General features: G+C 70.4%; 23 protein-coding genes and 1 pseudogene. 18 read left to right on the top strand and 6 right to left on the bottom strand.

Annotated elements, in window-relative coordinates; translation table 11 throughout:
- A pseudogene (locus CcI49_RS11810) lies at positions 1–469 on the bottom strand (hypothetical protein); the annotation flags it as partial.
- Between the two features lie 496 nt (positions 470–965).
- Positions 966–2,189, bottom strand: a complete 1,224-nt coding sequence (locus CcI49_RS11805; RefSeq protein ID WP_076826433.1) for a toprim domain-containing protein — start codon at positions 2,187–2,189, stop codon at positions 966–968.
- A 209-nt stretch (positions 2,190–2,398) separates the two neighbouring features.
- Between CcI49_RS11805 and CcI49_RS11800 the strand changes: the two genes are divergently transcribed.
- From CcI49_RS11800 to CcI49_RS11780, 5 genes are all read left to right on the top strand, one after another.
- A complete protein-coding gene (locus tag CcI49_RS11800) occupies positions 2,399–3,244 on the top strand; it encodes a hypothetical protein (protein ID WP_076826431.1) in 846 nt (281 codons plus the stop codon).
- Positions 3,241–5,199 carry a type IV secretory system conjugative DNA transfer family protein gene (locus tag CcI49_RS11795; protein WP_076826428.1) on the top strand — a complete coding sequence of 653 codons (1,959 nt, stop codon included), beginning with the start codon at positions 3,241–3,243 and terminating at the stop codon, positions 5,197–5,199. Before CcI49_RS11800 ends, CcI49_RS11795 begins: the two co-directional genes overlap by 4 nt.
- Before the next feature lie 479 nt (positions 5,200–5,678).
- The gene (locus CcI49_RS41485; RefSeq protein ID WP_131831067.1) at positions 5,679–6,332 is read left to right on the top strand and encodes a hypothetical protein; all 654 of its coding nucleotides are present in this window, start codon (positions 5,679–5,681) and stop codon (positions 6,330–6,332) included.
- Positions 6,329–7,279 carry a hypothetical protein gene (locus tag CcI49_RS11785; RefSeq protein WP_076826424.1) on the top strand — a complete coding sequence of 317 codons (951 nt, stop codon included), beginning with the start codon at positions 6,329–6,331 and terminating at the stop codon, positions 7,277–7,279. Before CcI49_RS41485 ends, CcI49_RS11785 begins: the two co-directional genes overlap by 4 nt.
- Positions 7,276–7,680 carry a hypothetical protein gene (locus tag CcI49_RS11780; protein ID WP_076826422.1) on the top strand — a complete coding sequence of 135 codons (405 nt, stop codon included), beginning with the start codon at positions 7,276–7,278 and terminating at the stop codon, positions 7,678–7,680. Before CcI49_RS11785 ends, CcI49_RS11780 begins: the two co-directional genes overlap by 4 nt.
- 741 nt (positions 7,681–8,421) lie before the next feature.
- Here the strand turns inward: CcI49_RS11780 and CcI49_RS11765 are convergent.
- A complete protein-coding gene (locus CcI49_RS11765) occupies positions 8,422–9,663 on the bottom strand; it encodes an IS701 family transposase (protein ID WP_076826459.1) in 1,242 nt (413 codons plus the stop codon).
- 296 nt (positions 9,664–9,959) lie between these two features.
- On the opposite strand from CcI49_RS11765, the gene CcI49_RS11760 reads away from it, so the two are divergent.
- Positions 9,960–11,597 (top strand): TerD family protein, encoded by a 1,638-nt coding sequence (locus tag CcI49_RS11760; RefSeq protein WP_076826416.1) that lies wholly within the window; start codon positions 9,960–9,962, stop codon positions 11,595–11,597.
- 144 nt (positions 11,598–11,741) lie between these two features.
- Here CcI49_RS11760 and CcI49_RS40480 read toward each other — a convergent pair whose 3' ends face one another.
- The 3 genes from CcI49_RS40480 to CcI49_RS11745 all read right to left on the bottom strand — a co-directional run bounded on the left by CcI49_RS40480 (position 11,742) and on the right by CcI49_RS11745 (position 13,970).
- Entirely contained in the window at positions 11,742–12,029 is a 288-nt protein-coding gene (locus CcI49_RS40480) for a hypothetical protein (RefSeq protein WP_076826413.1), read from the bottom strand.
- Positions 12,030–12,292: 263 nt separating this feature from the next.
- Positions 12,293–13,258 carry a DUF2637 domain-containing protein gene (locus tag CcI49_RS11750; protein WP_241840017.1) on the bottom strand — a complete coding sequence of 322 codons (966 nt, stop codon included), beginning with the start codon at positions 13,256–13,258 and terminating at the stop codon, positions 12,293–12,295.
- A 7-nt stretch (positions 13,259–13,265) separates the two neighbouring features.
- On the bottom strand, positions 13,266–13,970 hold the full coding sequence (locus tag CcI49_RS11745) for a hypothetical protein (RefSeq protein WP_076826411.1): 705 nt from the start codon (positions 13,968–13,970) through the stop codon (positions 13,266–13,268).
- Positions 13,971–14,606: 636 nt separating this feature from the next.
- On the opposite strand from CcI49_RS11745, the gene CcI49_RS11740 reads away from it, so the two are divergent.
- From CcI49_RS11740 to CcI49_RS11685, 12 genes are all read left to right on the top strand, one after another.
- The gene (locus CcI49_RS11740; protein ID WP_131831066.1) at positions 14,607–15,065 is read left to right on the top strand and encodes a hypothetical protein; all 459 of its coding nucleotides are present in this window, start codon (positions 14,607–14,609) and stop codon (positions 15,063–15,065) included.
- The gene (locus tag CcI49_RS11735; protein WP_076826406.1) at positions 15,041–15,928 is read left to right on the top strand and encodes a hypothetical protein; all 888 of its coding nucleotides are present in this window, start codon (positions 15,041–15,043) and stop codon (positions 15,926–15,928) included. Before CcI49_RS11740 ends, CcI49_RS11735 begins: the two co-directional genes overlap by 25 nt.
- 5 nt (positions 15,929–15,933) lie before the next feature.
- A complete protein-coding gene (locus tag CcI49_RS11730; protein ID WP_241840016.1) occupies positions 15,934–16,650 on the top strand; it encodes an SAF domain-containing protein in 717 nt (238 codons plus the stop codon).
- Positions 16,647–17,786 carry an ATPase, T2SS/T4P/T4SS family gene (locus CcI49_RS11725; protein WP_076826401.1) on the top strand — a complete coding sequence of 380 codons (1,140 nt, stop codon included), beginning with the start codon at positions 16,647–16,649 and terminating at the stop codon, positions 17,784–17,786. The genes CcI49_RS11730 and CcI49_RS11725 overlap by 4 nt, the downstream gene beginning before the upstream one ends.
- Positions 17,783–18,658 (top strand): hypothetical protein, encoded by an 876-nt coding sequence (locus CcI49_RS11720; protein ID WP_076826399.1) that lies wholly within the window; start codon positions 17,783–17,785, stop codon positions 18,656–18,658. The genes CcI49_RS11725 and CcI49_RS11720 overlap by 4 nt, the downstream gene beginning before the upstream one ends.
- The gene (locus CcI49_RS11715; RefSeq protein WP_076826396.1) at positions 18,655–19,563 is read left to right on the top strand and encodes a secretion system protein; all 909 of its coding nucleotides are present in this window, start codon (positions 18,655–18,657) and stop codon (positions 19,561–19,563) included. Before CcI49_RS11720 ends, CcI49_RS11715 begins: the two co-directional genes overlap by 4 nt.
- 82 nt (positions 19,564–19,645) lie before the next feature.
- Positions 19,646–19,882 carry a hypothetical protein gene (locus CcI49_RS11710; RefSeq protein WP_076826394.1) on the top strand — a complete coding sequence of 79 codons (237 nt, stop codon included), beginning with the start codon at positions 19,646–19,648 and terminating at the stop codon, positions 19,880–19,882.
- Between the two features lie 185 nt (positions 19,883–20,067).
- Positions 20,068–20,466, top strand: coding sequence for a hypothetical protein (locus CcI49_RS39610; RefSeq protein WP_241840019.1), 399 nt, complete (start codon positions 20,068–20,070; stop codon positions 20,464–20,466).
- 83 nt (positions 20,467–20,549) lie between these two features.
- Positions 20,550–20,948: a hypothetical protein gene (locus CcI49_RS11700; protein ID WP_083749450.1), complete on the top strand. Its 399-nt coding sequence runs from the start codon at positions 20,550–20,552 to the stop codon at positions 20,946–20,948.
- Positions 20,945–21,508: a pilus assembly protein TadG-related protein gene (locus CcI49_RS11695; protein WP_241840015.1), complete on the top strand. Its 564-nt coding sequence runs from the start codon at positions 20,945–20,947 to the stop codon at positions 21,506–21,508. Before CcI49_RS11700 ends, CcI49_RS11695 begins: the two co-directional genes overlap by 4 nt.
- 21 nt (positions 21,509–21,529) lie before the next feature.
- The gene (locus tag CcI49_RS11690) at positions 21,530–24,151 is read left to right on the top strand and encodes a bacterial transcriptional activator domain-containing protein (RefSeq protein ID WP_116437385.1); all 2,622 of its coding nucleotides are present in this window, start codon (positions 21,530–21,532) and stop codon (positions 24,149–24,151) included.
- Positions 24,152–24,573: 422 nt separating this feature from the next.
- Complete coding sequence (locus tag CcI49_RS11685) at positions 24,574–26,142, top strand: hypothetical protein (RefSeq protein WP_076826388.1); 1,569 nt, start codon at positions 24,574–24,576, stop codon at positions 26,140–26,142.
- The last annotated feature ends 7 nt before the right edge of the window (positions 26,143–26,149 follow it).

The raw sequence follows: 26,149 nt of genomic DNA, 5'->3' as shown, positions 1-26,149 counted from the left end.
CCGCTCCGCCGTTGTTGGCGTCGTTGCCGGCGCCGTTGCCGGTCATGCCAACCAGAGACATGTCCTGGTCGACCTGCAGGCCATCGGCGGCCAGGCATGACTCATTGGAGGCTCCGATCCGGCAGGTCTCGAGACTAAGACTTTGCAGGTGGGCGTAGCGGGCGATGAGGCCGTCATCGAGGAGACATTCGGTGAGATCCAGAGGGACGGACGTGGTCAGGTATTCCAGGTCAAGCCGTCCGACGATCCTGGCCGCGCGCAGCTGTAGCCCGTGCAGGTCAGGGTTAGCAGCGAGCCGTCCGCGCAGGATGTCACGCAGCACTACGGCGCGGATGTTGTGGGTGTCGTCCCAGGTGCGCATGGCCGCTTCGTCGACGGTCTGTCCGAGAGCGAGATTGAGGACGCCGCCGCGGATGACGTGGTCGACGAGTGACTGTTCCACCGCGCTCAGCGCGAGAGCTCCGGTCATCGGTCGCAATCCAAAGATGCGTAGGGCGCTCCAGGTCCCATCCGGCGGCGTGGTGATAGCCGAATATGTCCACAACGGCGGGGTGGGGCCTATGTGAGCAGGGCCATGGGGGTGGTGAAGTGGTTGCCCGACTCCGGTAAACGCGACCGCGAGCAGCGCCGGTAGGCAACGCAGCCGCCACAGTTCCCCCTCATGCGGATAGACGTGCCCACACAGGTTAAGCGTTAACACCCTCTCCATGGATCGCGGCCGATCACACCTGTTTTGTGCGTTCCGTCCGGCTCGGCAGCCGTCTCCCAGCCCCGTGTGTGCTCACAGCAGGTCAGTTTGTTGCGAACCGTCACCAATCCGATGCGCGGCACAGCTATCCATCCGGCCTGCTCATCGCCAGCATCGGCGTGCAGCTTGTCCGACCCCCCGGGTCTAACCAGACCCTAGGTGCCGCATCGACCAAGCTGCTTGTAGGGCGATCATTGGTTTTGGCGGCCTCCGGGGATCAGGTGGACGGGATGGAGGACGCTGGTGACCAATCAAGGGAAGGGAACTTGCAGGAAAAGTCGGAGGCGATGCTGCGTAGGGTGTTCTTGACGGTGTTCGGATCTTTCTGCCACCAGGAATTGAGGTCGTTGGTGCCTGTGGGTGGCTGGATGTTCAGGACGAGTGTGTCGTGCTGGGCGAGTTCGTCGGCGAGGCGGGCTGCGGCGGCCTGTCCGGCGTCCAGCTTCCCCGTGCCCTTGGCTGTGTCGTCGTCGAAACAGATGACGAACGTCGTGTCGGGGAGCTCGCTGATGAGGCGTTGGGCGAGGTCGGGGGCTCCGGTGCTGCTGGCGTGCGCGGTGCCGAGGAGTGCGATGGCGGTGAGGTCGTTCTGGGCTGCGGTGAGGGCGTCGGGGAAACCTTCGCAGATGACGGCGATGCCAGGATTCGGCGGGCCGGCGGTGGCGAGACGGGCGAGGCGGGGGTTGGGGGCCCGGGCGCTGGTGGGCTGGTCGTAGCGGCGCCAGGCCTTCGGGTTGAGGTAGCGGACCTGGTAGTAGGTGACGCTGTGATGCACGGGATCGCGGACCGGGAACACGATGCCGGGGCCGGAGCGGGGAAGTCCGTCGGGTCGGGGTAGCTGGTTGGGGCCGGGGTCGAAGCCGACGCCGTTGGCGCAGAGGATCTCGTCGGTGAAACCGCGGTCGTGCAGGTAGCGGAGGGCTCCGCGGCCGATGGGACGCCAGAGGAGTTCCTCGGCCTCGGCGGCCAAAGCAGCGACGGCGGGGTCGACGGCAGTCGCGGTCTCAAGGTCGCGGTTTCGGGAGCCGCGCGCCGTCGGACTGGCCTTCGCCTCGGGTTCTGAAGGCGCGGGGGCGGTGCGTTCCTGCGCGTGGATCCCGCGAGCTGAGCGGACGGCTCGATGTGCGGCAGCGGGGTGTGCGGCATGCCGAAGGCCGGTGCGGTCCGCGAGGTTATGAAGCGCTTCGAACACCGTGCAGCCTTCGGTGATCATGATGAGGTCGATGGCGGTGCCGCCCTCACCGCAGGCTAGGCATTTCCATCTCCACTGGCCGCGTCGGTTCTGGTAGATGCCCATGGACGGATGCTCGTCGGGATGGGCTGGGTTCGGACAATGCCAGCGGGCCCGACGTCCGCTGCCCTGCGGCGTGCCGCATTTCTCGCTGGCCAGGGCGGCGATATCCGTGGCGTCGAGGATGGCGTCGCGGTCGAAGGGGGCCATGAGCCGGGTTCCTCCGCACGAGGGGGCGGTCATCGTCTCGTTGTGGAAACGGCCTGGGTGGATCCGGAAACCGCACCGGGGACGTACGGCGTGATGACCACTTCAATGATCTCGTGAGGGTGTCGTCGATGTCGGGGATTTCGCGATGACGTCCGCGAAGGCTTGGCGAAGGTGCTGCCAGATGGTGACGTCGCGGACCGTCCCGTCCCATGACGACAGAGGAAACGGGCTCCGGGTGGGGCGGTGGGCGGTTCGTGCCGCGGACCGCCGAGCTACGCCGGTGGCGGATGGACTGGGAACGCTGGTCGCGAGGGCCTGAGGCCGCGGACGGCCTGCGCCGGTGGCAGGCCGATCCGGCGCTGGCCGGGCACAGCGCTTCCGTCGCGGGCCTGCTCGATGCCTGTGGCCGGGACCGGTCGGTGCCGGTTGAGGTGGCCGACGGGCGCCTGGCCGCGCTGGTGGCGCACGCGAGGGCCGGTGACGGTGCCGCGGTCCGGGTGGTGTTGGAGCGGGTGCTGCCGGCGCTGGTGGTCACAGCTGCCCGCCGTGCGCGCTCTGCGTCCTCGGGCGGGGCTCGTGGCGATGTGGCTTTCGGTGACGTTCTAGTGGAGCTGGTGGCGGCGGGGTGGGAGGTGATCTGCGGGTATCCGCTGGAGCGCAGACCACGGAAGATCGCGGTGAACGTCGCCCGCGACTCGACCTACCGCGCCTTCGGGTATGTGCCGATCATGGAGCGCAGCACCTTCTACCCGCAGGTGCTGCCGGTCGTTTCCGCGGGTCTGGATGGCCGACCCAATCCCGGGATCGGCCGGGGTGCCGGGCCAGGTGCGGACCTGCTCGAGGTGCTGGCCGAGGCCTACGCCGCGGGGACGGATCCGGCGGCCGTGCGGCTGCTGGTCGATCTCACGATCAACGGCCGGAGCCAGGCGGAGGTCGCCGAGCGTGAGGGAATCACGGACCGGACGGTCCGCCTGCGGCGGGCCGCTGCCGTCCGGTCGGTTCGGTCGGCGCTGGGTGTCGACGTGCGGGCCGTGGCCGGGGGAGTGGCCGGATGAGCGGGCCGCAGCCCGGGTGGATCCCGGAGACGGCGCTGTTGTTCGCGGCCGTCGTTGTGCTCACCGCCGCGGGCGGTGTGTGGGCGGGTATGCAGGCCGCCGCGGTGCTGTTCGGTACGCACGAGCCGATCCCCGTCGGGCTGGGAACGGTCCTGCTCGCGATACCGCGGCTGATGGTGCACCCGACGGATCCGGCGAGTGCGTGGCCGGCAGAGGTGGCCGCACAGCTCCCTGGACCGTATGGGTACTGGTGCGCGTCACTGCTTCCGATTGCCGTGACGGTGCTGATCGGCGTCGCGGTGTGCCTGCTGGCGCAACGCCGGGTGGGAGTCGCGCGCCGGCGGCGGATGGGCCTGGACCCGGAGGCGCGGTTCGCCGGGGTCTGGGACCTTGTGCCGCTGTGGGTGGATCGGCCGCTACCGGGCCGGATGATCCTGGGACGGACGCGGGGCGGTTTCGTCTCCCGGCTGCTCGCGACGGAGGATTCGTCCCGCCCGCTGCCGGAATCGATCCCTCGCTTCCTTCGGCGCCAGGCCGAGAAGCGGCGCGGTGACCGTGGCACGGTCCTGGTTATCGGCCCGACCCGCTGCGGGAAGACAGCGGCGTGTGCCGTGCCGGCCATCCTGGAATGGGAAGGCCCGGTCATCGCGCTGTCGGTGAAGAAGGACCTGATGGGCGCCACGGTGCAGCGGCGGCACAGCATCGGCGAGGTCCGGGTGTTCGACCCGACGGGCATCACCGGCGAGACGTCGGCGCACTGGTCGCCGCTGGCCGAATCGCTCAGTCTCGCGGGTGCTCGGCCCGCGGCCCGGTCGATCGCGAACAGCACGGACTGGACGGCCGGCGGCTCCGGCGATATGAGCTTCTGGACCGCGGCCGGTGAGGACCTGCTCGCCAATCTGTTCTGGGCCGCGGCCACCGCCGGGCTCGGCATGGACACCGTCGTCCAGTGGGTCACCTCCCTGGAACGCGACGGTGTGCTGCATCTCGTGAAGGCGTTCACGCTCCACGAGGACCCGGATGTGCGGGACGACGCGGAGCAGGTGTTGGCGGCTCTCACCGCCGTGTGGAAGACCGACCCCAAGCAGATCTCGTCGGTCTTCCTCGTCGCCCGGCAGATGATCCGTCCCTGGCAGGAGCCGGCGGTGGCACGCTCCGCACAGCGATCCACGATCGACCTCGCCTGGCTGCTCGGCACCTCCACCGGCGGCCTGGGGGACGAGGACGATGACTGGTGGTTCGACGGACTGAGCGACGACGATGACACGGCTGACCGTGACTCGGACGAAGGAGGTCACAGCAACGCCGAGGGGAACCGGCTGGCCCACAACACCCTGTATCTGTGCGCGGACCTCGACGATGCGGAGCGGCTCGCTCCGGTGCTCGGGGGAGTCGTCGACGACCTGATCCGCGCCGTCTATGCCCAGGTCGGACGGACCGGAAAGCCGCTCGATCCTCCATTGCTGGTTGTCATCGACGAGGCCGGCAACTGGCCGATGCGGAATCTGCCCGGCAGGATCTCCACCTGCGCGGGCATGGGTATCCAGCTGATGCTGCTATATCAGAGCAAAGCCCAGATCGACGCCGCCTACGGCACGAAAGCCGACGTGATCGTCGCCAACGCCACAACGAAGATCTTCTTCTCCGGCATATCGGATCGATCCACCCTGGACTACGTCGGAGTCCTCCTGGGGCAGGAGCACGTCGCCGCACGCACTCTGTCCACCGACACCGCCCCGGGCGGGGGCCGGGAAGGTCTATCCGAAGCTCCAACCCGCCTTGAGCTATTGCCACCCTCACTGCTGCGTCAGGTCGCCCCCGGCGAGGCACTGATGCTGCACGGCACACTTCCACCCGTCCACCTGCGCGGCCGGTACTGGTTCCGGGACAACACCCTCATCCGACTGGCGACCGGGCAACCGCCAGCGTTCCGCGGTGGACGGGCCGCGCCGTGACCGTCCCACCTGAAGACAGGCCTGCTTCTCCTCAGCAGGCAGCCGACCCGGCTTCTGCCGGCGGTCCCGCGAGGCGGGAGCCCGGCGCGGCTCCGTCGGGATGGGTGCCAGACGTGGCCGCGATCGCGGCCACCGCGGACACACCCGTGATGATCGAGACCCGCAGTGGGCTGTGGCTCATCGGCGCTGATCGGGAAAGCCGACTCCGAGGAGCCGTTCACCGCCGATTGGGACCTGGCCACGGGCACGAACGATCTCCGGCACCCGTTGACGCAACGCGACCGACCGTCGTTGCCGCTTCGGCGTGGGGACTCGAGCAGGAACTCGGATTCCCGCTGGGTGATGACATCCACCGGGCACTGCGCCTGGGGACCGCGATTCTGCGTCTCGGTGAGAGAGCCGCAGACGGCCAGAACCAGGTGCCCCCCGGGGAACCGCAGCACCACGGACCCGTCGATCATCCGCCGGCCGCAGCCACCGTGTTGGTTCCGGGACGATCACCGATCACCTACGCCGAATCACTGGAACAGTCCCGCGTCGAACTGCGCTGGCAAACCGCGAGCTCCCGGAACCCCGGCGACACGTATCAGATCGACATCGTCGAACTGGGACAGGCAGTCACAGCCGGGCGCCGCGGGCTCACGTATCGGCTCTGCCTGAACGGCGAGGTCATCTTCGCCGGTGACGACATCGAGGTTCCCGTCGGCACAGAGGCGCGTAGCAGCGAAACGGTACGCGGACTGGTCCAGATGCTCCTGTACCCCGAGGCGGACGTTCCGCTGAACGCCCGGCAGCGTGGTTTCCTCACGCGCTGCCGGGACGACATCGTCGGGCTCGTCGCTGACCGCGCAGGGCCGTATCAGGTCGGCGAGCGTGTCGAGGTGCGTCTTCCGGACGGGCGGCTCCTCACCGGCACGGTGACGTCCACGGTGCCCGTTGTCGGTGGCGACCAGATCCGCTCCTACCAGTGGACACCCGACAGCGATCTCTTCGCGGGCCGCGCGGACGGCCCGAGGGGCACGATCGTCAGCCCCGCGGGTGCTGTGCGGCCAACCGTTCTGCCCCCGACGGCCGACCCCGGCGCACCCGCCAACCTCGCAGACCAGTTCGTCCCCCACGCGACCGCACCATGACGACCCCGCCACCGGCACCGAACACGCCACCCGCGGGTGCCGCCGGCCCGTCATCGCCGCCCGCCGGCGGGCCAGCAACACCTGACGCCAACCGGTCGGAACCCCTGCCGGATCCGCCCACGGGCACGAACGCGAGCAACGTGCTCCTCGAACCGAGACTCAAAGTCGCCCGGCTGCACCCCAGCGGCATCCTGCTCGATCTCCCCTTCAGACCGCCACCCGGTTCAACGGTGCACGCGGCAACGTTCTGGCCAGACTCGGGAAATCCCAACGGCTGGTCCCATCTGGAATGGCCCCGCCCACCACATGGCCGAGGCCTGCAGCTGCCCACGGTCACCGACATCGGGGACGTCGTCAGCTTCCGAACCATCAGCCGTCCCCAGCTCCCCCCGCGAGGTCCGCGTCCGGGCGGGATCCAGGGACCGGCCAATCCGGCGATAAGCCGAATCCACGACTGGTGGGGCTATCTCCACGCCACCCAGGGCCACGCCATCGTCGTGCACGGCCCGTTTCCCACCCTGGACGCGGCCTACGCCGCCGCGCAGGCCGCGTTGGCCGCACAGGTCTGGCAGACCAACATCGACAACGTCGCACGAGTCAGCGGTGCCGGTGCCGGCCGTGCCCCACCGGAGCGTGCCTGGCGGGAACCGGCGCAGCCGCCGGCGACAGTGAGCCTGACCTGGCACGGGGACACCGCGACCGTCGGCGACCCGCGGTTCGGATGGCTTCACGTCGACGCCGACGGCCTCGCTGCCGCACTCGCCAGGCCCACCAGGGATCTCGTCCGCGATCTACGTCCGCTGGTGCGTGGGGTCGACGGCACCGAGGCGCCGGTAACCCTCGCCGCCCTGGCTGCGCTCCACCTCGACGAGCTCCCCGACATCCGCAGCAGCCCGTCACCGCCACCACCCGCCGCCCCGACCGGCCCTGACCTGGACGGACCATGACGCATCCCACGCCCGGCTGGGACATCACCGCTCTCGGCAGCCCCAAGATCGTTCACATTCCCGACGCGGTCACCCGATCTGGCCCCGACGCACAGCTCGAACGACCTCTCGTCGTGCTCGCGGCTCAGGCGCTGAACCTGCAGCTCGCCGCCGGCGCTCGCGATAGCCAACCGATGCTCAGAACGCTCGCGGTCGCCGGGGTCGTGGCCGTGCGGACCAGCGGGGAGATCTACGAACTTCGCGAGACGTTGACCGGCTGGAGGCTGGTGCGTACCTGGGGCGAACCCGAATCCGCCGAGCTCGCCGCCGCGGCCTGGATCCGCGCCCACCGCCTCGCCCACGAACGCCGCGCCGCTCATCCAGCCTTCGGGCCCACGCCTCACGGTCACCATCCCGAATGACGTCCAAGACGCGGAAAGCCGTACTTGTGAGCGTTGGCCGGGCATTCCTGAATACGGCCTGCCCCCACCCAGATCGTCGGACCGAAGGCGGAGCTGCTACCGGTTGGAGTCTTGATGGAACCTCTCACCCTCGACGAGATCCGGGCGCTTCCCCCGGTGATCGATCTCCCGACCGCCGCGCGGGCATTCAAGATCGGACGGACTCTTRCCTACTCCCTCGCCCGCACGGGAGACTTTCCCTGCCCCGTCCAACGGTACGGACGTCTGTACCGCGTCCTCACGGTCGATGTCCGTGAAGCACTCGGCCTCACGGACGACCTCCCGGCCACCGATGCGGTGGTCAACGGCAGTGGCGACGAGTTCCACCGTCCATCGCGAGGGTGGACGAAAATCCCAAAATGATCATTGCTTGATTCTCCGTGGCCAGTAACTGCACCGGGCCCCTGGTATTCACGGACCGGCACGATGTGCGTGTGCTGGTCGAGCCCGGCAAGTTCCCGAACGCCCCGGAGGAACAGCTCCCGCTCTGAGTACTCGGCCAGCACGTTGATCGCGACCCGGCGTCCACCAACTGGGGCCGACCGCTGACGACGATCCGAAACCGCCCGGAGCTAGTAGGACTTTGTTAGGTGACTCCGGCCAGGTTGGCTGGTAACGGTTCGTAGGGTTGGTGGCAGGTGCGGCAGGCGCCGGTCCAGACGTTGAGCAGGGTCTGGAGGGTGCGGAGGACTCCGTAGAGGGTCAGGCCGGCGCAGGGGCTTTTGGGGTGCGGCGCAGCTGGGTGCAGATGGCCTGGGCGAGGCAGGTGAGGGTGACGTGGCGGTGCCAGCCGTCGAAGGAGCGTCCTTCGTAGTGGTCGAGTCCGAGGCCGTCTTTGAGTTCGCGGTAGTCGTGTTCGATTCGCCAGCGTAGTTTCGCGAGCCGGACCAGGCGGCGGAGCGGGATGTCCGGGGGCAGGGTGGACAGCCAGTAGTCGGTGTGTTCGGGTTCTCCTGGGGGCCATTCGGCGAGCAGCCAGCATTCCGGCAGTCGGCGGTCGACGTCGCGGGGAATGGTGCGGGCGGCGGGGCGGACCCGCAGCGCGACGAACCGTGAGCGCATCGCCGCGGTCGGGTTGCCGGGGCCGTGATGCGTGCCGCGCCGCCAGGTCACCCACCGCGCCGCACCCCGCCCCGCGGCCAGGACCAGTGCTTTCAGCGTCGCGGGCGGCTCCGGGTAAGCCGGTACCGGTGGGCGGCCGTTGCCGGAGTACGGCGCGCACACGGGCTCGGCGGTGGCCGAGTGCGCGGTCGCGGTGTGGGTCACGCCGACGACGTAGACCAGGTTCCGGTCGGTGAGACCCTGGCGGAACTCGGCCGAGTCGCCGTAGCCAGCGTCCGCGAGCACCGGCCGGGCAGGGGCGCCCCAGCCGCGGACCTCGTCGAGCATGTCCAACGCCAGGCGCCACTTCTCCCGGTGCCGTGCGACGTCGGGGATCTGCGCCCGGGCACGGCGAGCCCGCACCGCGGACGCCTCGTCCGGGTCGGTGAGGCCGGTGTCGTCCCAGCTGGTGGGTAGGAACAGCCGCCAGTCCAACGCCGCGGACGCCCAGTCCGTCGCCGCGTGCACGGACACCCCGACCTGGCAGTTCCCGACCTTCCCCAGGGTGCCGGAATACATCCGTGCCACCCCGGGCGAGGCCGGGCCGTCCTTCGCGAAACCGGTGTCGTCGAAGACCAGTGCCTCGGGCCCGATGAACTCGACCGCCCAGCCGGTCAGGCGGCGGCGGACCTCGCTGTACTCCCAGGTCGAGTTCCGCAGGAACTGCTGCAACCCCTGATGATCGACCCCGAGCCGCTCCGCCATCGGCTGCAGGCTCTTACGCTTCCCGTCGAGCATCAGCCCACGGACGTAGAGCTCGCCCTTCGCCCGCTGGTCCCTGCGCGGTAGATCCGCCAGCATCCGCGCCGTGAACTCCTCCACGACCGGCCGCACCGCCGCCATCTCCTCGGGTGTCACAGCAGGCAGCCAACCAGACCCGGATCCGCACCCCGAAACCAGACGATCAAAAACCTAACAAAGTCCTACTAGCCCGCAGCCGATTTTCTCCTCTGGCTACCGCGCGCTCGTCCCTCGGTGCTCGGTGCCGCTGGCAGCGAGCGTGCGCGAGACGGAGAACGCCTCGCGGCCCGACACCATGGCGGGGAGGTTTCGGGTTCCGGACGCGAAGGTTGCATACTGCTGACGGCGCGCCGCCGCGAGCGGTGGACGCCGAGCAACCGAGAGCCGGGGGAGTTCCGATGGCCGTTGACCTGAGCCTGCGCGCGGGCGCGAACATGGAGGTGCCAGCGCGGCCGGTGCGGCTGGAACTGGACCGGCGGGGCGGGCCCGAGGTGGACGTCTGCGCGGTCCTCGTGGCCAGCAGTGGCAAGGTGCGTTCCGACGCGGACTTCGTCTTCTTCAACCAGCCGGTCCATCCGTCCGGCGCGGTCGAGGTCAGCGCCGGCTCGTTCATGGCGGCGCTCCCGGAGGTGGAACGCGACATCGAGACGATCGTGCTTGCCGGCTCGGTGGACACCGGAACGTTCCCCGACATCGCCGAGCTGCGCCTGAACATCCTGACAACGCCTGGTGACCTGCTCGCCCAGTTTGTCCCGAGTCTGACTCAGCCGGTGACGACGATGGTTTTCGGCGAGCTCTACCGGCGAGGCGGCGGATGGAAGTTCCGCGCGGTCGGTCAGGGCTGGGACAGTGGCCTGGCGGGCCTGGCCACCAACTACGGCATCCAGGTCGACGACGAATCGGACCCCGCACCGGCGGACACGGCTGCACCGGTGCCCGCCGGACGGTCCCAGCCGTCTGCCTCCGCCCCGGTTGGAGGGTCACGCCCGGACTGGTATCCCGACCCGGCGGACCCGTCGTCGCTGCGCTGGTGGGACGGGGCTGCCTGGGCCGAGCACCGCACGCCGGTCTGGCAGGAGACTGAGTCGCACTGTGGCGGTTGTGGTGCCGCCAAACGTAAGCGGCTCGGTTTGGGCACCGCGCGGTGCACGGACTGCGAGGCCCGCATCCGCAGGGTGCTGACTCAGTGGCAGCAGCAGCTCGCCGACGTACTCGCGCGCGAGGGTGTCACCGCGGCGGTGCTGGACCGGCAGTGGGCGGAGCTACGTTTCCAGAGAGTGCCCGAGAGCCGTGCCAGCGACGTCTTCCGGAAGGCGGGTTTGGCCCACCTGGAACGCCTTGTCGCGTTTGCCTTCGCTGACGGCGTCATCGAGCAGGACGAACTGGCCGGTTTCCATGCCGCGGTTGCCGTCTTGAACATTCAGGACAGAGCCGTGGACCGGATGCGCGTCCGGCTCGAACGAGGGCGGATGCTGTCGGCCTTCCGGGAAGGTGACCTGCCCCAGATCCAGAACCCGTCGCTGCACCTGGAAGCGGACGAGATCATGCACCTGGACGTGCCGGCGACTCACGTCCGCCAGCTCGCCTCCGGTCCGCGCCAGACCCCCGGCCGGCTCATCGCGTCGAGTAAGAAGCTGCGTTTCATCTCCTCGGGCACCGGCGGCAGCGAGACCGCCTGGGCGAAGATCCACACGGTCACGCCGAGTCGCCGCGGGGTGGAGGTCTCGACGTCATCCCGCGGCGGCGGCACCTATCTGCTGTCGGACCCGGAGTACGCCGCGGCCGTGCTCTCGGGAACGCTCCGCGTCGCGAAAAGACTCGTCCTCGCCCCAGGCCAGCGAGACACCCGCGCGATCCCACCCGACGTCAAGGCCGCCGTCTGGCAACGCGACGGCGCTGCCTGCGTGCAGTGCCAAGCCACCGAGTATCTGGAGTTCGACCACGTGATTCCCCATAGCCTTGGCGGCGCGACGAGCGTCAATAACCTCCAGCTCCTATGTCGCCGCTGCAACCAGGAAAAGGGTGCACGCATCTGAATTTGATTCCAGGTGACGTTGGATCCATGTGACCTACAGGTCCGGGGGAGCGCCCCGGACCTGTACAAGCCCCATTTTGTTGTGGGGCTCCGCGCCGGATCTCTGATCGGAATGAACCCCCACAGGTGATGCTGGCCTTGGCCGCTACTCGGTGGCGGGGAGCAGGAAGGGGTCGGGGCCCGGAACGGCGTTCACCCCTGCCGAGCCCGGTGGCCGGAAGAGCAGCATGACGTCGACATCGCCGAAGCACTCGACGAAGGACGCGCCGGGCGGGAAGTCGTTGAGTAGCAGCGCAAGCAGCTTGGCGTCTGCGCCTGGGCGCATGATCACCTCGAGGTCGTGGTTCTTGCTCTCGCGCAGGAGGATCCTCGGCTGGGCGCTCGGGTCGGGGGTCCGCCAGGGGGGCGGATCGTTGGATGGCAGACTAGTCATTTAGCCACGGCTCCTGTGTGCGTGCAGGGTTGTGGTTAGGCCTCGGTTCGGGTGTTGGTAGCACCCGGCCGGGGCCGCTTTCGTCGTCGACGTTATGTCGGGTCGTCGGAATGGTCAAGTTTCGGTCTGGGTCGATTCACGCGCGCTCTCGGCGCATCCTGATGTGTTTTGGGGGCAACCTGAAATTTCACCTCGCGGACGCCGGAAGGCCCGTCGAGGAATCGGTTTCGCGTCGGCGGATTGACTAAAAATTCCAACGGATTCTACGCTGGCTTGGGCTCAGGTCTACTCCTGATCTCCGCGATGTAGCGGCGTGCCGTGCCTTCGTGCAGGTCGATGCGGGGGGCGAGGTCCTTGGCGAGGGCGTAGACCGACCGTGGGTCGTTGGCTGGTAGCCGGGCCAGGAGTTGGCGGAGCTGGTACTTCTTGCTCCCTGGCCGGATCGGGATGACTGATGCGTCCGTGCCGGCGCCGACGGGAACGGCATCAGCCAGTGGTGAGGGAGAGCCCGGCGCGCAGCCGGGCGCGTCTTCCGCGTGGAGGGCGGCGGCCGGCGCCAGTTGGGCCGTGCCAGCGATCTGTGCTCTCGGCGCGGGCCGCGCCGATGCGGAGCTGACTGGCGCGCCCTGGACAGCCGGTCCACGTGCCCTGACCGCGCCGACCGCGCCGACCGCGCCGCGGATCTGCGCCATGAGGAGTTCGTACGCGCCGATGAGCGCCGCGCTCGGCCAGGCGGCGATGACGCGGGCTGGCAGGGTGGGTTGGGCGTGCATGACGTTGGCGGCGAGGCTTGCGGCCGAGGCGAGGGTGAGTAGCCCGTAGGCGAGCGCTGAGCGTTTGCGGCCGTCGCGGCTGTCGGCGAGCATCGTCATGGATGCGGCGATGATCAGTCCGTCGACGGCGAGCGGGATGATCGAGGAGCTGATGTGATCTTCGCCGTTGGCGAGGGCGACTGCGCGCATGTGCCGGTAGGAGACGATCGCGGCGATGCCGGCGACGGCGAGGACGGCGAGGACCGTGGCGATGCGGATCCACCGTTCGCCGTCACGCCAGAGGTTCGGCCGGGCAGGGGCCGAGCCGGCGGGGGCGGGGTAACCGTTCGGGTGGTCTGGCGGGCGGTCCGCGCGAGATCCGCGTTGCTGGGGCTGTGATGCCGGCTGGCCGCTGCGCGGGTCGGGGACCGGCTCGGCGGCGGTTGGTGGCTGCGTGGGTTGGTCGGTCAGGGGCACGGCGGGCCTACCAAGTGGCGAAGTCGCTGAGGGTGAGGGTGTGCTGGCCGGCCCAGGGGAGCCGGTCGGAGCGCAGAGCGAGAGCGGCCTCGATGCTTTGTTCGACGACGGTCGTCACGGCCCAGTACGTGGCGCCGGCGAGGGTCTCGCTGATCGGCAGGTCCACGGGGATGCCGGCGCTGTCGAGGATCTCGAGGAGGCGGGCGATGGTCAGGCCGTCCTCGCGGGGGCTGGAGATGTCGACGACGATCGAGGCCGCCTCCGGGTAGGTGACCGTGACGGCGTAGGCGGCGTGCTGGCAGTGGACCGTCGCGAGCCGGGTCGCGGCCTGGCGCCGGGTTTCGACGGCACCGTCGACGGCGATCTGGGCGGCGAGCCGCTCCTGCGGGTCGGGCACGACGGCCAGGGACGCCGGGCCGACGGGTATCTGGCCCGCCGTGGGTGAGCTCTCGGGCTGCTGCTCGGCGCTCGGTCCGAAAGCGACGCGGGGAAGGCCTTCCGGGCTCGCGGGAGCGGCATCGTCGAGGTAGCCCTCGAGAACGGCCAGGAGGACACGGACGCTGTGACCGGTGAGCTGGATGGACGCGGTGCCGTCGGACGTGCTGATCGAGAGCTGCACGGTCGGCTCCGTCGTGGGTGATCCGGTCGACGGTCGCACGCCGAGAGTGGTGTTGTCCTGGCTGGTGAGCCGGACTTCAGGGGTGCGGGGCACGGGCGCTCCTTCGATGCGGTTCAGGGCGGGGGAGCGGTCGGCCGGCGGTGGGGCCGGCGAGCGCTCCTACCTATAAGGCGGCTCGCACGCGTCCGGATGGTCCGTCACCAGCGCTCACCGCACCCGAGTCGCACCCGAGTCGCGTTCGATGGCGAGGGGTAATCCTCTAGCGAATTGGGGGTGCGTTGAGAAAGTTGGTGGTGGGCTCTTCTCCTTCGCGGATGCCCTGTGGTAGCAAGGATGTGCCGGCACGAAACCGCATCTCGCCTATCGATCAGTCCTGACGGATCAATACTTCCGCCTTCGAGTTCACTCGCTCACGCCCTACGCCCACCCATTTCATGATGTTGTTGCCACCTGTGCGACCTGCTGCCTTGCAGTGTCGCCGCGGGTGCCGAATTCCGGAGCAGTATTCCGGAGGTAACGATGACTTTCGCGAGCCCTTACCCCCGACTCGCAACCAGGTCCCCTTTCCCTGTCCTCCTCTCCCTTCTCCTCGTGTTCGCTGCCGGCTGCGGCGGATCCGACCCTGCGACCGGCCGTGATCCAGACCCGCCGGGAGCGTCCCTGCTCGCCCGTCGTCTCGATCCCTCCGCGAGCCCAGACCCGGCCCCAAGCCCCGACCCGGTCTCGGTGGTGCGAGCGGAAGTCACTGCGGCGCAGGAGAAGTACTTCACCTCGTTTCTCTCCGCGCTGGCAGATCCTCAGGACCACGCGAGGGTGGACGCCCTGCTCGCGAGCTACACGCTCACGGCCGAGCCGCGCGCCGACGTCGTCCAGTGGCTGGCCAACCTCGCCGACCGTGCCTTCGCCGGCCGGTCGGGCCCGGGAACGTACTACGTGATCGAGAAGATCACGGTGCCGCCCGGAACCGTCGATATCGCCGTGGCCACGGTGTGCGGGTACGACGACGGTGTCCTTTTCGACGCACGGCAGCGTGCACCCGATGGCTCGGAGATCATCGTCAATGATCTGCTGCTGAGCGAGCGTACCGATTTCACCTGGGTGCGTCGTGACGTGTGGCAGATCGACAGTGTCAGGACGACGGACACCTGGAAAGGACGTAACGGGTGTCCGCCGCGCGAACCCTCGTGACGGCCGGTGCCGCCCTGCTTTTCCTCCTGCATTCCGCTGCCGTGGCCGACGCGGCGCAGCTGGGGTGGGGAAACGGGYGGGGATCCATATCCGGTTATGCGGGCACGGACGAGATCGACCGGGCGATTGTCAGCGCCATAGAAGGCACGGCCGCGAGCGTGGGCGGCGCGCCAGCGGGATCCTCGACCGCCCCGGCGGACTGTCACTGGGTCACCAGCTATCAGGCGGTCGAGGAGACACGGACGCTCCGACCGGAGTCGATCACGCTCGTCGGTGTGGAACGGGTGGAGCGTGACGGCACACGGTCCCGCTTGTACGCGCGGGTCTGCGCCGGGCGGATCGCCCAGTGGCGGTGGGTTCACGTGTCGGACCACGGCACCGTCGCGGCCGAGCTCGCACAAGAGGTCCGCCGGCGGCTCCCCGCCCCGCGAGGCCACTTCTCACCGGACCTCACCACGACGCCCGCTGTCGTGCACGTCCCGCTGTGGTTCGCCGTTCCCGGCCAGTGGGCGCCCGTCGACGCGTCGGCGCGGACGCCGGAGGCGACGCTGACCGTGACCGCGACACCGGTGGCGCTGCGGTTCGAGCCGGGAGACGGCGCCCGGGCGGTGACCTGTCCCGGGCCGGGTGAGGTCTACGAATCCGGCGCACGCGAGCCGGAGCATCCGCCTGCCTGCTCCTACACCTACGCGGACGCGTCGTCGATCGCGCCCGGCGGGGTCTGGGCGGCGCGGGTCTCCATCGACTGGGAGGTCACCTGGGCGGCCAGCGACGGCCAGACCGGAACGCTTCCACCGATGGCGACCGTGGCCGAGGTTCCGGTGGCTGTGCGCGAGATCCAGGCGATCGAAAGGGCCCGATGATGACGATGGCCTTCTCACCTGCGGTCGAGGACGTCGACCAGGACCAGGACGAGTGGACACCACACAGCCCCGACGCCGAGCCGCCGTTCGCCGGGTTGCGTCGGCGGTGGGGCGGCGCGGCGGCGGCGCTGCTGCTGATGCTGGTCGGCGCGGCCGGCGCGGTCTGGCTCGCCTCCGACGACAGCGGGCGCAGCGTCGAGGTCCTCACGCTGACCCGGCCGCTGCCGCGCGGCACCGAGGTGACGCCGTCGGATCTGGCGGTGGTACGGGTCGACGTCGAGGGCAGCAGTGTCCGTCTCACCGCGCCGGCGGCGGCGCGAGGGGTGCTGGTGGGGCGCCAGGCGCTCATTGACCTTCCGGCGGGCACGCTGATCAGCCCGGAGATGGTTGGCTCCGTCGCGCTTCCCGCCGGCACGGTGACCCTCGGCGTCACCGTCAGCGCGCAGGACCTGCCGTCCGCGGCGCTGCGTCCCGGCGAGCGGGTAAGTGTCCTCGGCTACCCGCCGCCCGCGGGCGGACCGCGGCTGCTCGCCCGCGACGTGACGGTCACCGAGGTGCAGCGGCCCCAATCGGCGGGACAGTCCGGGCAGACCGTCGTCTACCTGCGGCTTCCCGAGCAGGCAGCGATCGACGTGGCGGCAGCGGCCACCTCCGACCAGGGCGTTCGCCTACTCGGCTCGGCCCCCACCGCAGCCGGGGATGAGAACGGGGACGGCGGATGAACGCGGCATCCGTGATCGAGGGACGGACACGGCTCCCTCCGACCCCATCACAGCTCGGGGCGCTGGGTCCGTTCCTGCAAGCCGTCAGGTTCTCCGACGTCGAGGTAAACGGGTGCGTCAACATGGTGCTGACCGAGCGGACGTCCGGCCACCGGCTGGAGACCTCGTCGCCGTTCGCGACGGACGACGCCGCGTTCGCCTGGGTCGCCGAGCACGCGGCGTCCGCTGGACGACGGTTCGACGAGAGCAGCCCGAGTGTGCGGTTCCGGCTGCCGAACGGCGTGCGGGTCCACGCGGTATCGCGGGTTACGAGCGTCACGCACGTCGACTGCCGGCTGTTCCTCCCCGGCCTCGACACCCTGAACGGCCTCGCGCGCACGGGCATGTTCGGCCCGGACGTCGGCATCCTGCTGGCCGCGGTGGCACGGCTGACCAGCCCCTTCGGGTTGATCATCTCGGGTGGAACGGGTGTAGGGAAGACCACGCTGCTGCGGGCCTGGGCCAACGCGCACCCGCAACCGCAGGTCCTCGACCGGGTGGTGACTGTCGAGGATGAGTCGGAACTGCACCTGTCCCGGGATCGGTTCCGCAACCTCGTCGAGTTCGAGACCCGGGAGTCCAACGTCGACGGCCGCGGTGAATATCCGATGGAGCGCTACCTCACGGAGAACCTGCGCCGGCAGACCCCGAGTCGGGTCCTGCTCGGGGAGCTCCGCCCGGACGGGGGAGTGTTGCCGCTGCTCCTCGCGGTCGGGCAGGGCATCGCCCAGGGCGTCGCCACGACGATCCACGCGCCGAGCGCGGCGGACGTCGTGACGCGGCTGCGTACCTACGCGGCGTTCGGGTCGCGGCAGATTCCCGAGGCCGCGGTTCTCGACACGATCGCCGCCACCGTCGACCTTGTGGTGCACGTCGAGAACGTCGGCGGACGGCGGGTGGTCACGGCGGTCCGCGAGATCGGCGAGTATCGCGACGGGCGGGTCACCTCCGCGGCTCTGTGGCGGTGGCAGGCGCGCACACGCCGCGCGATCCGCACCGACGTCGATCTGTCCGACACGCTGGCCGGGAAGCTGCGGCGCGCGGGGATCGACCCGGCGCGCTTCGACACGCGCCGGATGGCGCGGGCGGCGCGATGAGCACCGCGCCGCGCCTTGCGTCCCTTGCGCTGTTCGGCGCGACCGCCGGCCTCGGGTGCTGGCTGCTGGTCGCCCTGGTCCGCGCCGGCACTGGCAGGTGCCCGGATGACGGGCGGGCGCTGGCGCCACTTTTCGCCGCGCGTCGAAGGACACCATCCGGGGCCCCCATGCCGATCGTGGCCGGCGGTGTCCTCGGCCTGGCGGCCGGCGCCGTGGTCGGTGTCCCGGTCCTCGCGGTGCTGGGCGCCGGGGTGGGATGGCTTGTCGCCGAGGCGCGGTGTGGCCCCAGAGTGGACGAGCAGAACGAGCTCGGCGACGCGGTCGCGTCCTGGTGCGAGACCCTGCGCCAGGAGCTCGACGCGGGCCAGCCGTTGAAGACCGCCGTCGCGGTGTCCTGCGCCGCGTCGCCGCCGGCCCTGGCCGTTCCCCTGCGACGTCTGCGAACACGGCTGGACGGCCAGGCGCTCCCCGTGGCGCTGGCCGGGTTCCGGCGGGATGTCGCCCATCCGGCGGTCGGGGCGATCGTCACCGCGCTGGTGTTGACCTACCAGCATGGTGCCGGCGAGCTGGCGAAGCTGATGGCCGACCAGGTCGAGGTGACACGGCACCGTGTCGCGGTCCTGCGCGACACCCACGCGGCCCGGGCCCGGCACCGCCGTGCGATGACGCTGCTGCTGGGCCTGTTCGCACTGTCCACCCTCGGCGTTCTCGTCGTCTGGCCGGCGATGCTCGACCCGTACCGGACAGCATCGGGGCAGGTCATCCTCGTCGTGATCGTCGGTGTCGTCGGCTTGGCGGTGCGGACCCTGCTGCGGCTGTCCCGCCCGGACGAGCCGCCCGACTTCTTCGGCGGCTTCGGTGGCGCGCGGTGAACCCGCCGGTCGGCGCGCTTGCGGTGGCTCCGGCGCTGTGTGGCGCGGCGTTCGGCGCGGGGATCTACCTGCTCGGCCGCCACCTTCGCCGAACCCGTGACGCCGCCCGCGATGACCGGTCCGAGGATCGGCTTCTCCCACACTCGTACCGCGTGTACAGGCTCGCCGTCGGCCTGGACTCGGCGACGGAACGGGTCCTGGGACGATCGCGGTCTCGGCGACTGCTGCTGACCGACGAACTGGCGATCCTCGGCCGGGATCCCGCCCTGCACACGGCGACACGGATGCTGCGCCTGCTGGTCGCCAGCGGCACGGCGACCGCCCTGGTCGTGGTGCTCACCGCCGCCGGCGTCAGCCTCCCGGGTCTGCTGCTACCCGCGGCCTGCCTCCTGTGCGGGGTCCTCGGCTTCCTGTCGGCGGACCTGCCCGTCCACCGCCGGGTGGCCGCCCGCCGGCGCGAAGTACGCGCGGCCGTCGCCGCCTACCTGGACCTGGTGCGGATCCTGCTGGTCGGCGGCGCACCGCTGTACTCCGCGCTGCGGACCGCCGCCGGCGCCGGGCAGGGCTGGGCGTTCGGCGCCATCTCCTCGTCGCTTGACTGGGCGCGTTCCCACGGGCTCCCACCCGATGCCGGCCTCGCGCTGCTTGCCGCCCGGGTCCCGCTGGCGGAGTTCACCGACCTGCGACTGACCGTCGGCTCGGCCCTGCGGGGCGCCTCACCGGTGATCGCACTGCGCAGCAAGGCGGTGCACCTGCGCGCGACGGAGGCTGCACAGGTGCGCCTCGAAACGTCCACTGCTGACGCCGCGATGGAACTGCCGGCCGCGGTGGTAGCGCTGGCGTTCGTCGCGTTCCTGACCCACCCGCTCCTGGCGGTCCTGATGAGCGTGGAAACGCCCCTGTGACGCCTGTACCTGCGCGGGTGATCTGACTCCCGCGTGCCCGATCGACAACGGCAAGGACGAGAAGCGGAAGGGACTGAACGACATGCACCGACTCGGTGTGCTCCTGACCCTGGCGCACCTGTACTGGACGAACTTCTGCACGGCTCTCGAACAGCGCGCCGTCGAACGAGGCAGCGACCGCGGCAACGCACTGGTCACCGCGGTCATCACCGTCGGCCTCGTCATGATCGCCGTAGTGGTGATCGCGATCGTGCGTGCGAAAGCGACCGAGGTCGCGAACAACATCTGCACCGCCGCCGATCCGACGACCTGCCAATGAGGACCGCCGGCCCCGGCCCACACGCCGATCTCGCGAACCCTCCAACCGCCGCCTCCGCCGATCCCGATGCCGTGACGGCGGTACGCCGTGATGCCACCACTGACGATCGACGGGAACGCCCACCTGGACGGAGACATCCCGACCGCGGTGACCGGGGGAGCAGCCCCGTCGAACTGGCCGTGGTCATGGTTGGCGTCCTCGCTGTCCTGGCACTGGTGCTGACGATGGGGATGCGATGGCTGGCCGCACAGGCGGCACTGGCCGGCGCCCAGCGGGCACTCGAGATCGCCCAGACGCCGGACGGCGTGGCCACCGATGCCGCCGCGACCGCTGACCGGCTCGCACGCTCCAGCAGGGCGGTCACCGACGTCACGACAACCACGAGCGTCTCGGCGGGCACACAGGGCGTTCCCGCGACGGTGACCGTGACGGTGTCCGTCACGACGGTGYTGGGCACAACGGTCTCCCGATCGGCATCTGGCCCGGTGCTCGGCTTCGTGCCCCAGCACGGTCCGCCACAGCAGCGGGACGTGGTCGCCGCGCCGACAGGCCAGCGGCAGGCGCTCACCGGAGGCACGTCGTGATCCGCCATGTCCGCCCCGAGCTCCCACCGCGACGTCGACGTGTCGGCCGGCAGCGGCCAGCGGAACCTGACCGCGGGTCCGTCGTGGTCGAGTTCGTGGTCGGCTGGACCTGCCTCCTGGTGGCGCTCGCCGTGCTCGCTGTCGCGTTCACCCTGCCCCACGCCCGCGCCACCGTCCGCCACGCGGCGCGCGAAAGCGCCCGCGCCGCCGCGCTGGCGCTGCTCCAGGACGCCTACGACACCGCGGATGCCACGGCACGTCGCCTGCTCGCCGGTGGCGTCTGCGAGGAGGACCTCGTCTTCGTGTCGGTAGACCTGTCCAACTACGGGCCCGGCGGAACGGTCACCGTCACCATCGACTGCCGCGTCAACCTTCTCCTCGGAGCGCCCCGTTTCGTCACCGCGACCAGCGAGGAGATCATCGACCGCTACCGCGGTGGCGTACCCGATCGCCGCGATCCCAGGCGACCACGACCGGCATGAACACGTCCTGGCCACGCCGCCCGGCCGCGGTGTTTCGCTCGCTGCCGGGCCCGACGACCCGACCAGCACACGCCGCGCCGAGATCCGACGCGAACGACGCCGGGTCGGTCAGCGTCATGTTCGTGGTGCTGTTCGCGGGCCTGCTCATCCTCGCGGGTCTGCTCGTGGACGCCAGCCGGGTTCTCGCGGCGAACGCCGACGCCTCCGACCTCGCCGCGAAAGCCGCCCGGGCCGGCGCGCAGGAAATCGATCTGGCGAGCCTGCGCACCGGCGCCAGTGTCGGCGCCGGCACGGGGAACGGCACCGGAGGCAGCACCGACCGGGGCCCTGGCGCCGGCCCGGGTGATGCGAGTGGGGTAGCCCTTGACCGGGCAGCGGCCGAAGCCGCCGCGCGCGACTACCTCGACCGGCACGGCATCGACGGAACGGCCGAAGCCACCGGGAACACCGTCACTGTCACTGTTCGGCTCCACATCCCCTACACCCTGCTCGCCCTCTCCGGCGCAGCCGGGGAGACCGTCGTCCRGACCCGCTCGGCAGTCGCCACCCGCGGCCCCTAGCCATCCGGTCGGAGCACCGCCATGACCCAACCCGACCTCCGTCCCGCCCGCCAACCGCCGGCCGCGACCCCTCCACCCGGGGGCGCGGAGATCCTGCGCAGCCTCGCGGCCCTTGTGGGCCTGGTGTTGTTCCTCGTCGCGGTGCCGATCTTCCTCGCCGTGTGGCGTGGCTACCCCCTGCCCACCAGCTGGGAGCCGGCACGCTGGTGGACGTTGGCCCAACGCGGCTACGTGCACCCGGACGTGTTCCCCAACGCGCTGGCAGTAGCAGCCTGGCTGGTCTGGGCGTCGCTCGCGCTCGGCATCGTCCTGGAGATCCTGTCGCTCGGCGCGCGCCGGTACCCAGGCCGCGCCGAGCAGCCGGGGGCGCGCACGGCCACGTGCCACGGCGCTTCCGCAACGCGCGCCGGCGCGGACAGCATGCCGCGCCGTGGTTTCCGTGCCCCGGCGCCGAGTGCGGTTCGGCGCGCGACCGCACGGTGGGTTGCCCTCGCGTCCATCGTGCTGGGCCTGGCGCTCTCCCGTCCCGTGACCGCATCCGCCTCGCCGGCGGGGGCCGGACCAGCGGTACCGGTGACGGCCACCGACATCGGCTTCGAGGCCAATGGCGCCGCGTTGGTCGCGCAGGGAGGGTCCGCACCGGCTTGGAGCCTCCGGCCGTCGACTGAGGCTGGTGCGGATTCCCACCGCGGGCCCAGCGTCCTTCCGTACTGGCTCGCCAGCGCCGGACTTCTCACCGCGGCCGCCGCCGTGACCATCGACGCACGTCGACGACGTCGTGATATCGAGTCCGGGCCGTATGGCGTCTCGCCCACACCCGAGCCGGCCGGCGCTGCCTTGCACACCGCGGTGCTGGCGCACGCGGACATCGGTCGCCTCAGCCGGCTCGACCAGGCGATGCAAGCCCTTGCCGCCGCACACGTCGCCAGTGCCCAGCGAGCAGAACGCGGAACGAGCCGTGGCACCGCCCGGCGCACGCGCATGCACACGTCCGGAGCCGGGCCCATGCCGTTGGTGGTCTTCGTCCGGCCCGACGGCACGATCGACGTCCACCTTCGCGACCCCGTCCCGGACCCGCCCGCGCCCTGGGTGGCCGATGCCGGTGGCTTGGGCTGGCTTCTGCGACCGGAGTCTCCGCTCCCGCTGGTGAACGACCTGGCGTCGCCGTGCCCGCTGCTCGTGCAGCTCGGCACCCAGCCCGACGGCACCGAGGTTCATGTCGACCTGGAAGCCCTCGGCGTCCTCGCCCTCGATTCCGGCGAGACCGGAACCGCCGGCCTGCGTTCCCTCGCCCGCGCGCTCCTCGCCACCCTTGCCCTGTCGCCCCTGGCCGTCGCACCGCACATCGTGACGCTCGGTTTCGACCCGCTTGGCCTCCTCAAGGACGACCGCGTGGAGATCGCCACCGGGCTGCCAGACGTCGTACGTACGGTCCTGTCCGCTGTCACGGCGATCGGCGGCGACCTCGACCGGGCCGGCCAGAGCTCCACCTTCGCCGCGCGCGCCCGCACTGCGACCGAGAACTGGGATCCGACCGTCGCGCTGGTTCTCCCCACCGCAGGCGCTACCGACGTTCAAACCGTCGCCTCACTCGCTCATCTGGTTGGTACCGGTGGACAGGGCCTCGCCCTGATCACCCAGGCGCATCCCGCCATCGCCCCGCCCTGGTCGCTGACGTTCGACCGACTCGGCCCCGACAACCAGCCCCGCTGGCGCCTCGACCCCCTCGGCATCACGATCACACCGGTCGGGATGGCAGCCGAGGAACTCCACGACCTCATCCACCTCCTCGACGACATCGACCAGCCCGCCACCCCTCCGCCGGCCACCGGCCCCGATACAGCTCGCGCACCCGCAGTGCTCCCCGAGCCCTCCGCACGCTCCGCACCCTTCATCGAACCCGACTGGTCGGTCATGATCGGACTCCTCGGCCCCTTCGACAGCGTCGGACGTGACGGCCGCCGTCCTCCGCCCGACCTCGCCCGTGAACGGACGATGGAGGTCCTGGCGTGGCTCGCCACCCACCGCGGACGAACCCGTACCGACCTCGAATCCGCGCTCTGGCCTACCGGCGCTCAGGTCCGCTCCATCAACAACCAACTCGGCCGGGCCCGTTCCTTGCTCGTCTCGCTTGCGGGCGAACAGGCCCGCCAGTGGCTGCCTACCCGCCGAACGACCATCACCCTCAGCCCGGCCGTCACCACCGACCTCGACCTGCTCCACGCCCGTCTCGAACATGCTCAGACGCAGCGGGCCGACCCCGACAGCGCCATCCGTACGCTCACCGACGGCCTGGAACTCGTCCGCGGAACGCCTGCGCGCGCGCCCTGGCTCGAAGCCGAACTCGGCTCGGTCCTGACCACCACGGTCATCCGCGCCGCGCTTCTGCTTGCCGATCTCCACCTCGACCGCGGCGATACCGACGCGGTCCTCGACGTCACCCAGCGCGGACTCGCGGTCCTGCCCACCCACCCCGGCCTCTTCGCCCTGCGGCTACGCGCCTACGCCCGAGCCGGTGACCGCGCGGCCCTGCGCGCCGAGTACCAGGCGTACCTGCGTGCCGAACGCGCCGACCCGTTCTGGGACGGGACCACCGACCCCGACCTTGAAATCCTCTGCCAGCGTCTCAGCAGAATCAGGTAGCAGCAGGAACTCCCGATCACCGCCAGCGTTGTGTCGGCACGGTCGGTAAGTCCAGGCGCAGGCAGTGTGAGGCCGCGTCGCCATCGCCGGGGATGACCTCCGCGATGACAACCCGGGTGCGCCAGAGCCGTGCGGTTGCTGCCGCGAGGACCTGCCCGGAGCGTGTCCCGAGGACAACGCGCCTGAGCCTGCTGGTTTGTGAGCAGGCTGATCGCACCGCATAACCAGAGACGCCGTGCCGGCGGCAGGCAGACTCGTCGAGCGGCGGGCCCAACGCCGATCCGCGGTGCCGAACGTACCGCGGGCCGAACCAGCACGCCGGCCCGAACACGAACGTCCTCGCGAGACTCCCGGTCAGGCAACGCCAGACAGGAATTCTTCTCCGTCAAGACCAGGGGAATGCCGGGCGGACAGGCCGCTTCATGACCGGGCCCGGCGACCCTGACCAAACACACAGGACAGCCGATGACCTCCTCGGCCGCCGTGACTGGGACCTGTTCGCCGACGCGAACACACCTCGCGCTCAGCGGGATCTCGCCCAGGTACGAACGCCGTGGACCGGCCGGCGCCCCCGACGCGTCGGCGCCGAAGCACAGCACGACCGGACCCTCGGCATCGAACGCACTCAGACCCTCTGGCCCGACCACACACCGCCAGGACCGCTGCCTCGCCATGAGCAGCACCGCAGAGCCGCGGAGATCATCGACGACCTCCGCGGGCTACCGCGACCGCCCTCGCCGCTCCCCGCCGCGCGGCGGCCCGCGCTCATCGCCGCACTCACCGACGTCGCAGCACGTGCCTACAACCAGCCACCCCGCGAACAGCTCGCCGTCCTTCGGCAGGCAGCTGCCCAGCATCGCGTTGACCCCGGTCAGCTCGCGAAACTCGCCGTTGATGTCGGCACCCTTATTGCCCGCGCCGGCTACCCTGCCCGCATCCGTCCCGGCCAGCGACCCGGCCGCGGCAAACCCAGCCTGAACGCGCTCCACGGGGCGAACCTTCCGCTCGCCCTGGACACCCACCTCGCGCGAACCCACCTGCGGTGGGCCAGCACCACCTCCGACCCGGACCTCCCTCGCCTGTGGATCCTCGCCAACGGACTCACCCACGGCGTCCCCGCCCACACCATGCTCACCGTGCCCGCCACGGTCCAGGGGCCCGCCGCGCGCCTGAAGCCCACCCGCGACGACCTGATCGGCTGGTACGCCATCCAAGACGCCGTCGGCGAACTCGACGCCGCCGTACGCACCGCAGCCGAGGGTCGCCGTTGGCTCGCCACCGCAGGTGCGGGACGTGGTCACCGTGACGATGTACTGCTCGGACTTGGCATTCTCGACATCACCCACCCTGGACTGGCGTCCGCTCTCGCGCTCCGCGGCCCCGGAACGGTACGCATGGCCGAGCTGCGACGGCACGCTGAGAGGCTCCCCGTGCCGGCGCATTTCCTCGACCTCAGCGACGTCGCGCTGAAAGCCGTCTGCGATCGCAACGGCTGGCTCCTCGGGACACCCGATGAACGCCAAGCCCGCGAAATCGTCGAACGCGGCCTACCCGACGCCCTCACCGACACGGTCCGCGCCCAGCTCGCTGATTGTGACATCACCGCGCTCGCCCGCTCGGTCACCGATGTGGCGCCCACCGACCAGGATCTCGACAGGCGTCACTGGCGATGGGATCCCGCGGCCAGCGACGCCGTCCAGGTCCGCCAACTCCTCGGCGAGGCCTCCCGCGAAGCCCACGCCCGCTTCGCCGGCTGGAACATCGAACCCCGTCCCACCCGCGCCGCCGCTCTACTCGCGCGCTTCCCGGAACGCGCGGTCAGCGCCGTCGCCCTGACCGCCGCCGAACTCGCCGAGCCAGTCCACGGCCAGACACCTCAGAGGCATGAGATCGACGATCTGCACCGCGATCGGCGTCCAACGGTGCCGCGGCCGTCAGCGGCTGATCTGCCGGTTCCCGACCTCGCCCCTTGGCCAGGCCTCGATCTGTAGCCGCGGG

This window comes from Frankia sp. CcI49, from assembly GCF_001983215.1.
Taxonomy (GTDB): domain Bacteria; phylum Actinomycetota; class Actinomycetes; order Frankiales; family Frankiaceae; genus Parafrankia; species Parafrankia irregularis.
The sequence above is the reverse complement of the archived record's forward strand: the minus strand, read 5'-3'. Positions and strand labels throughout refer to the sequence as shown.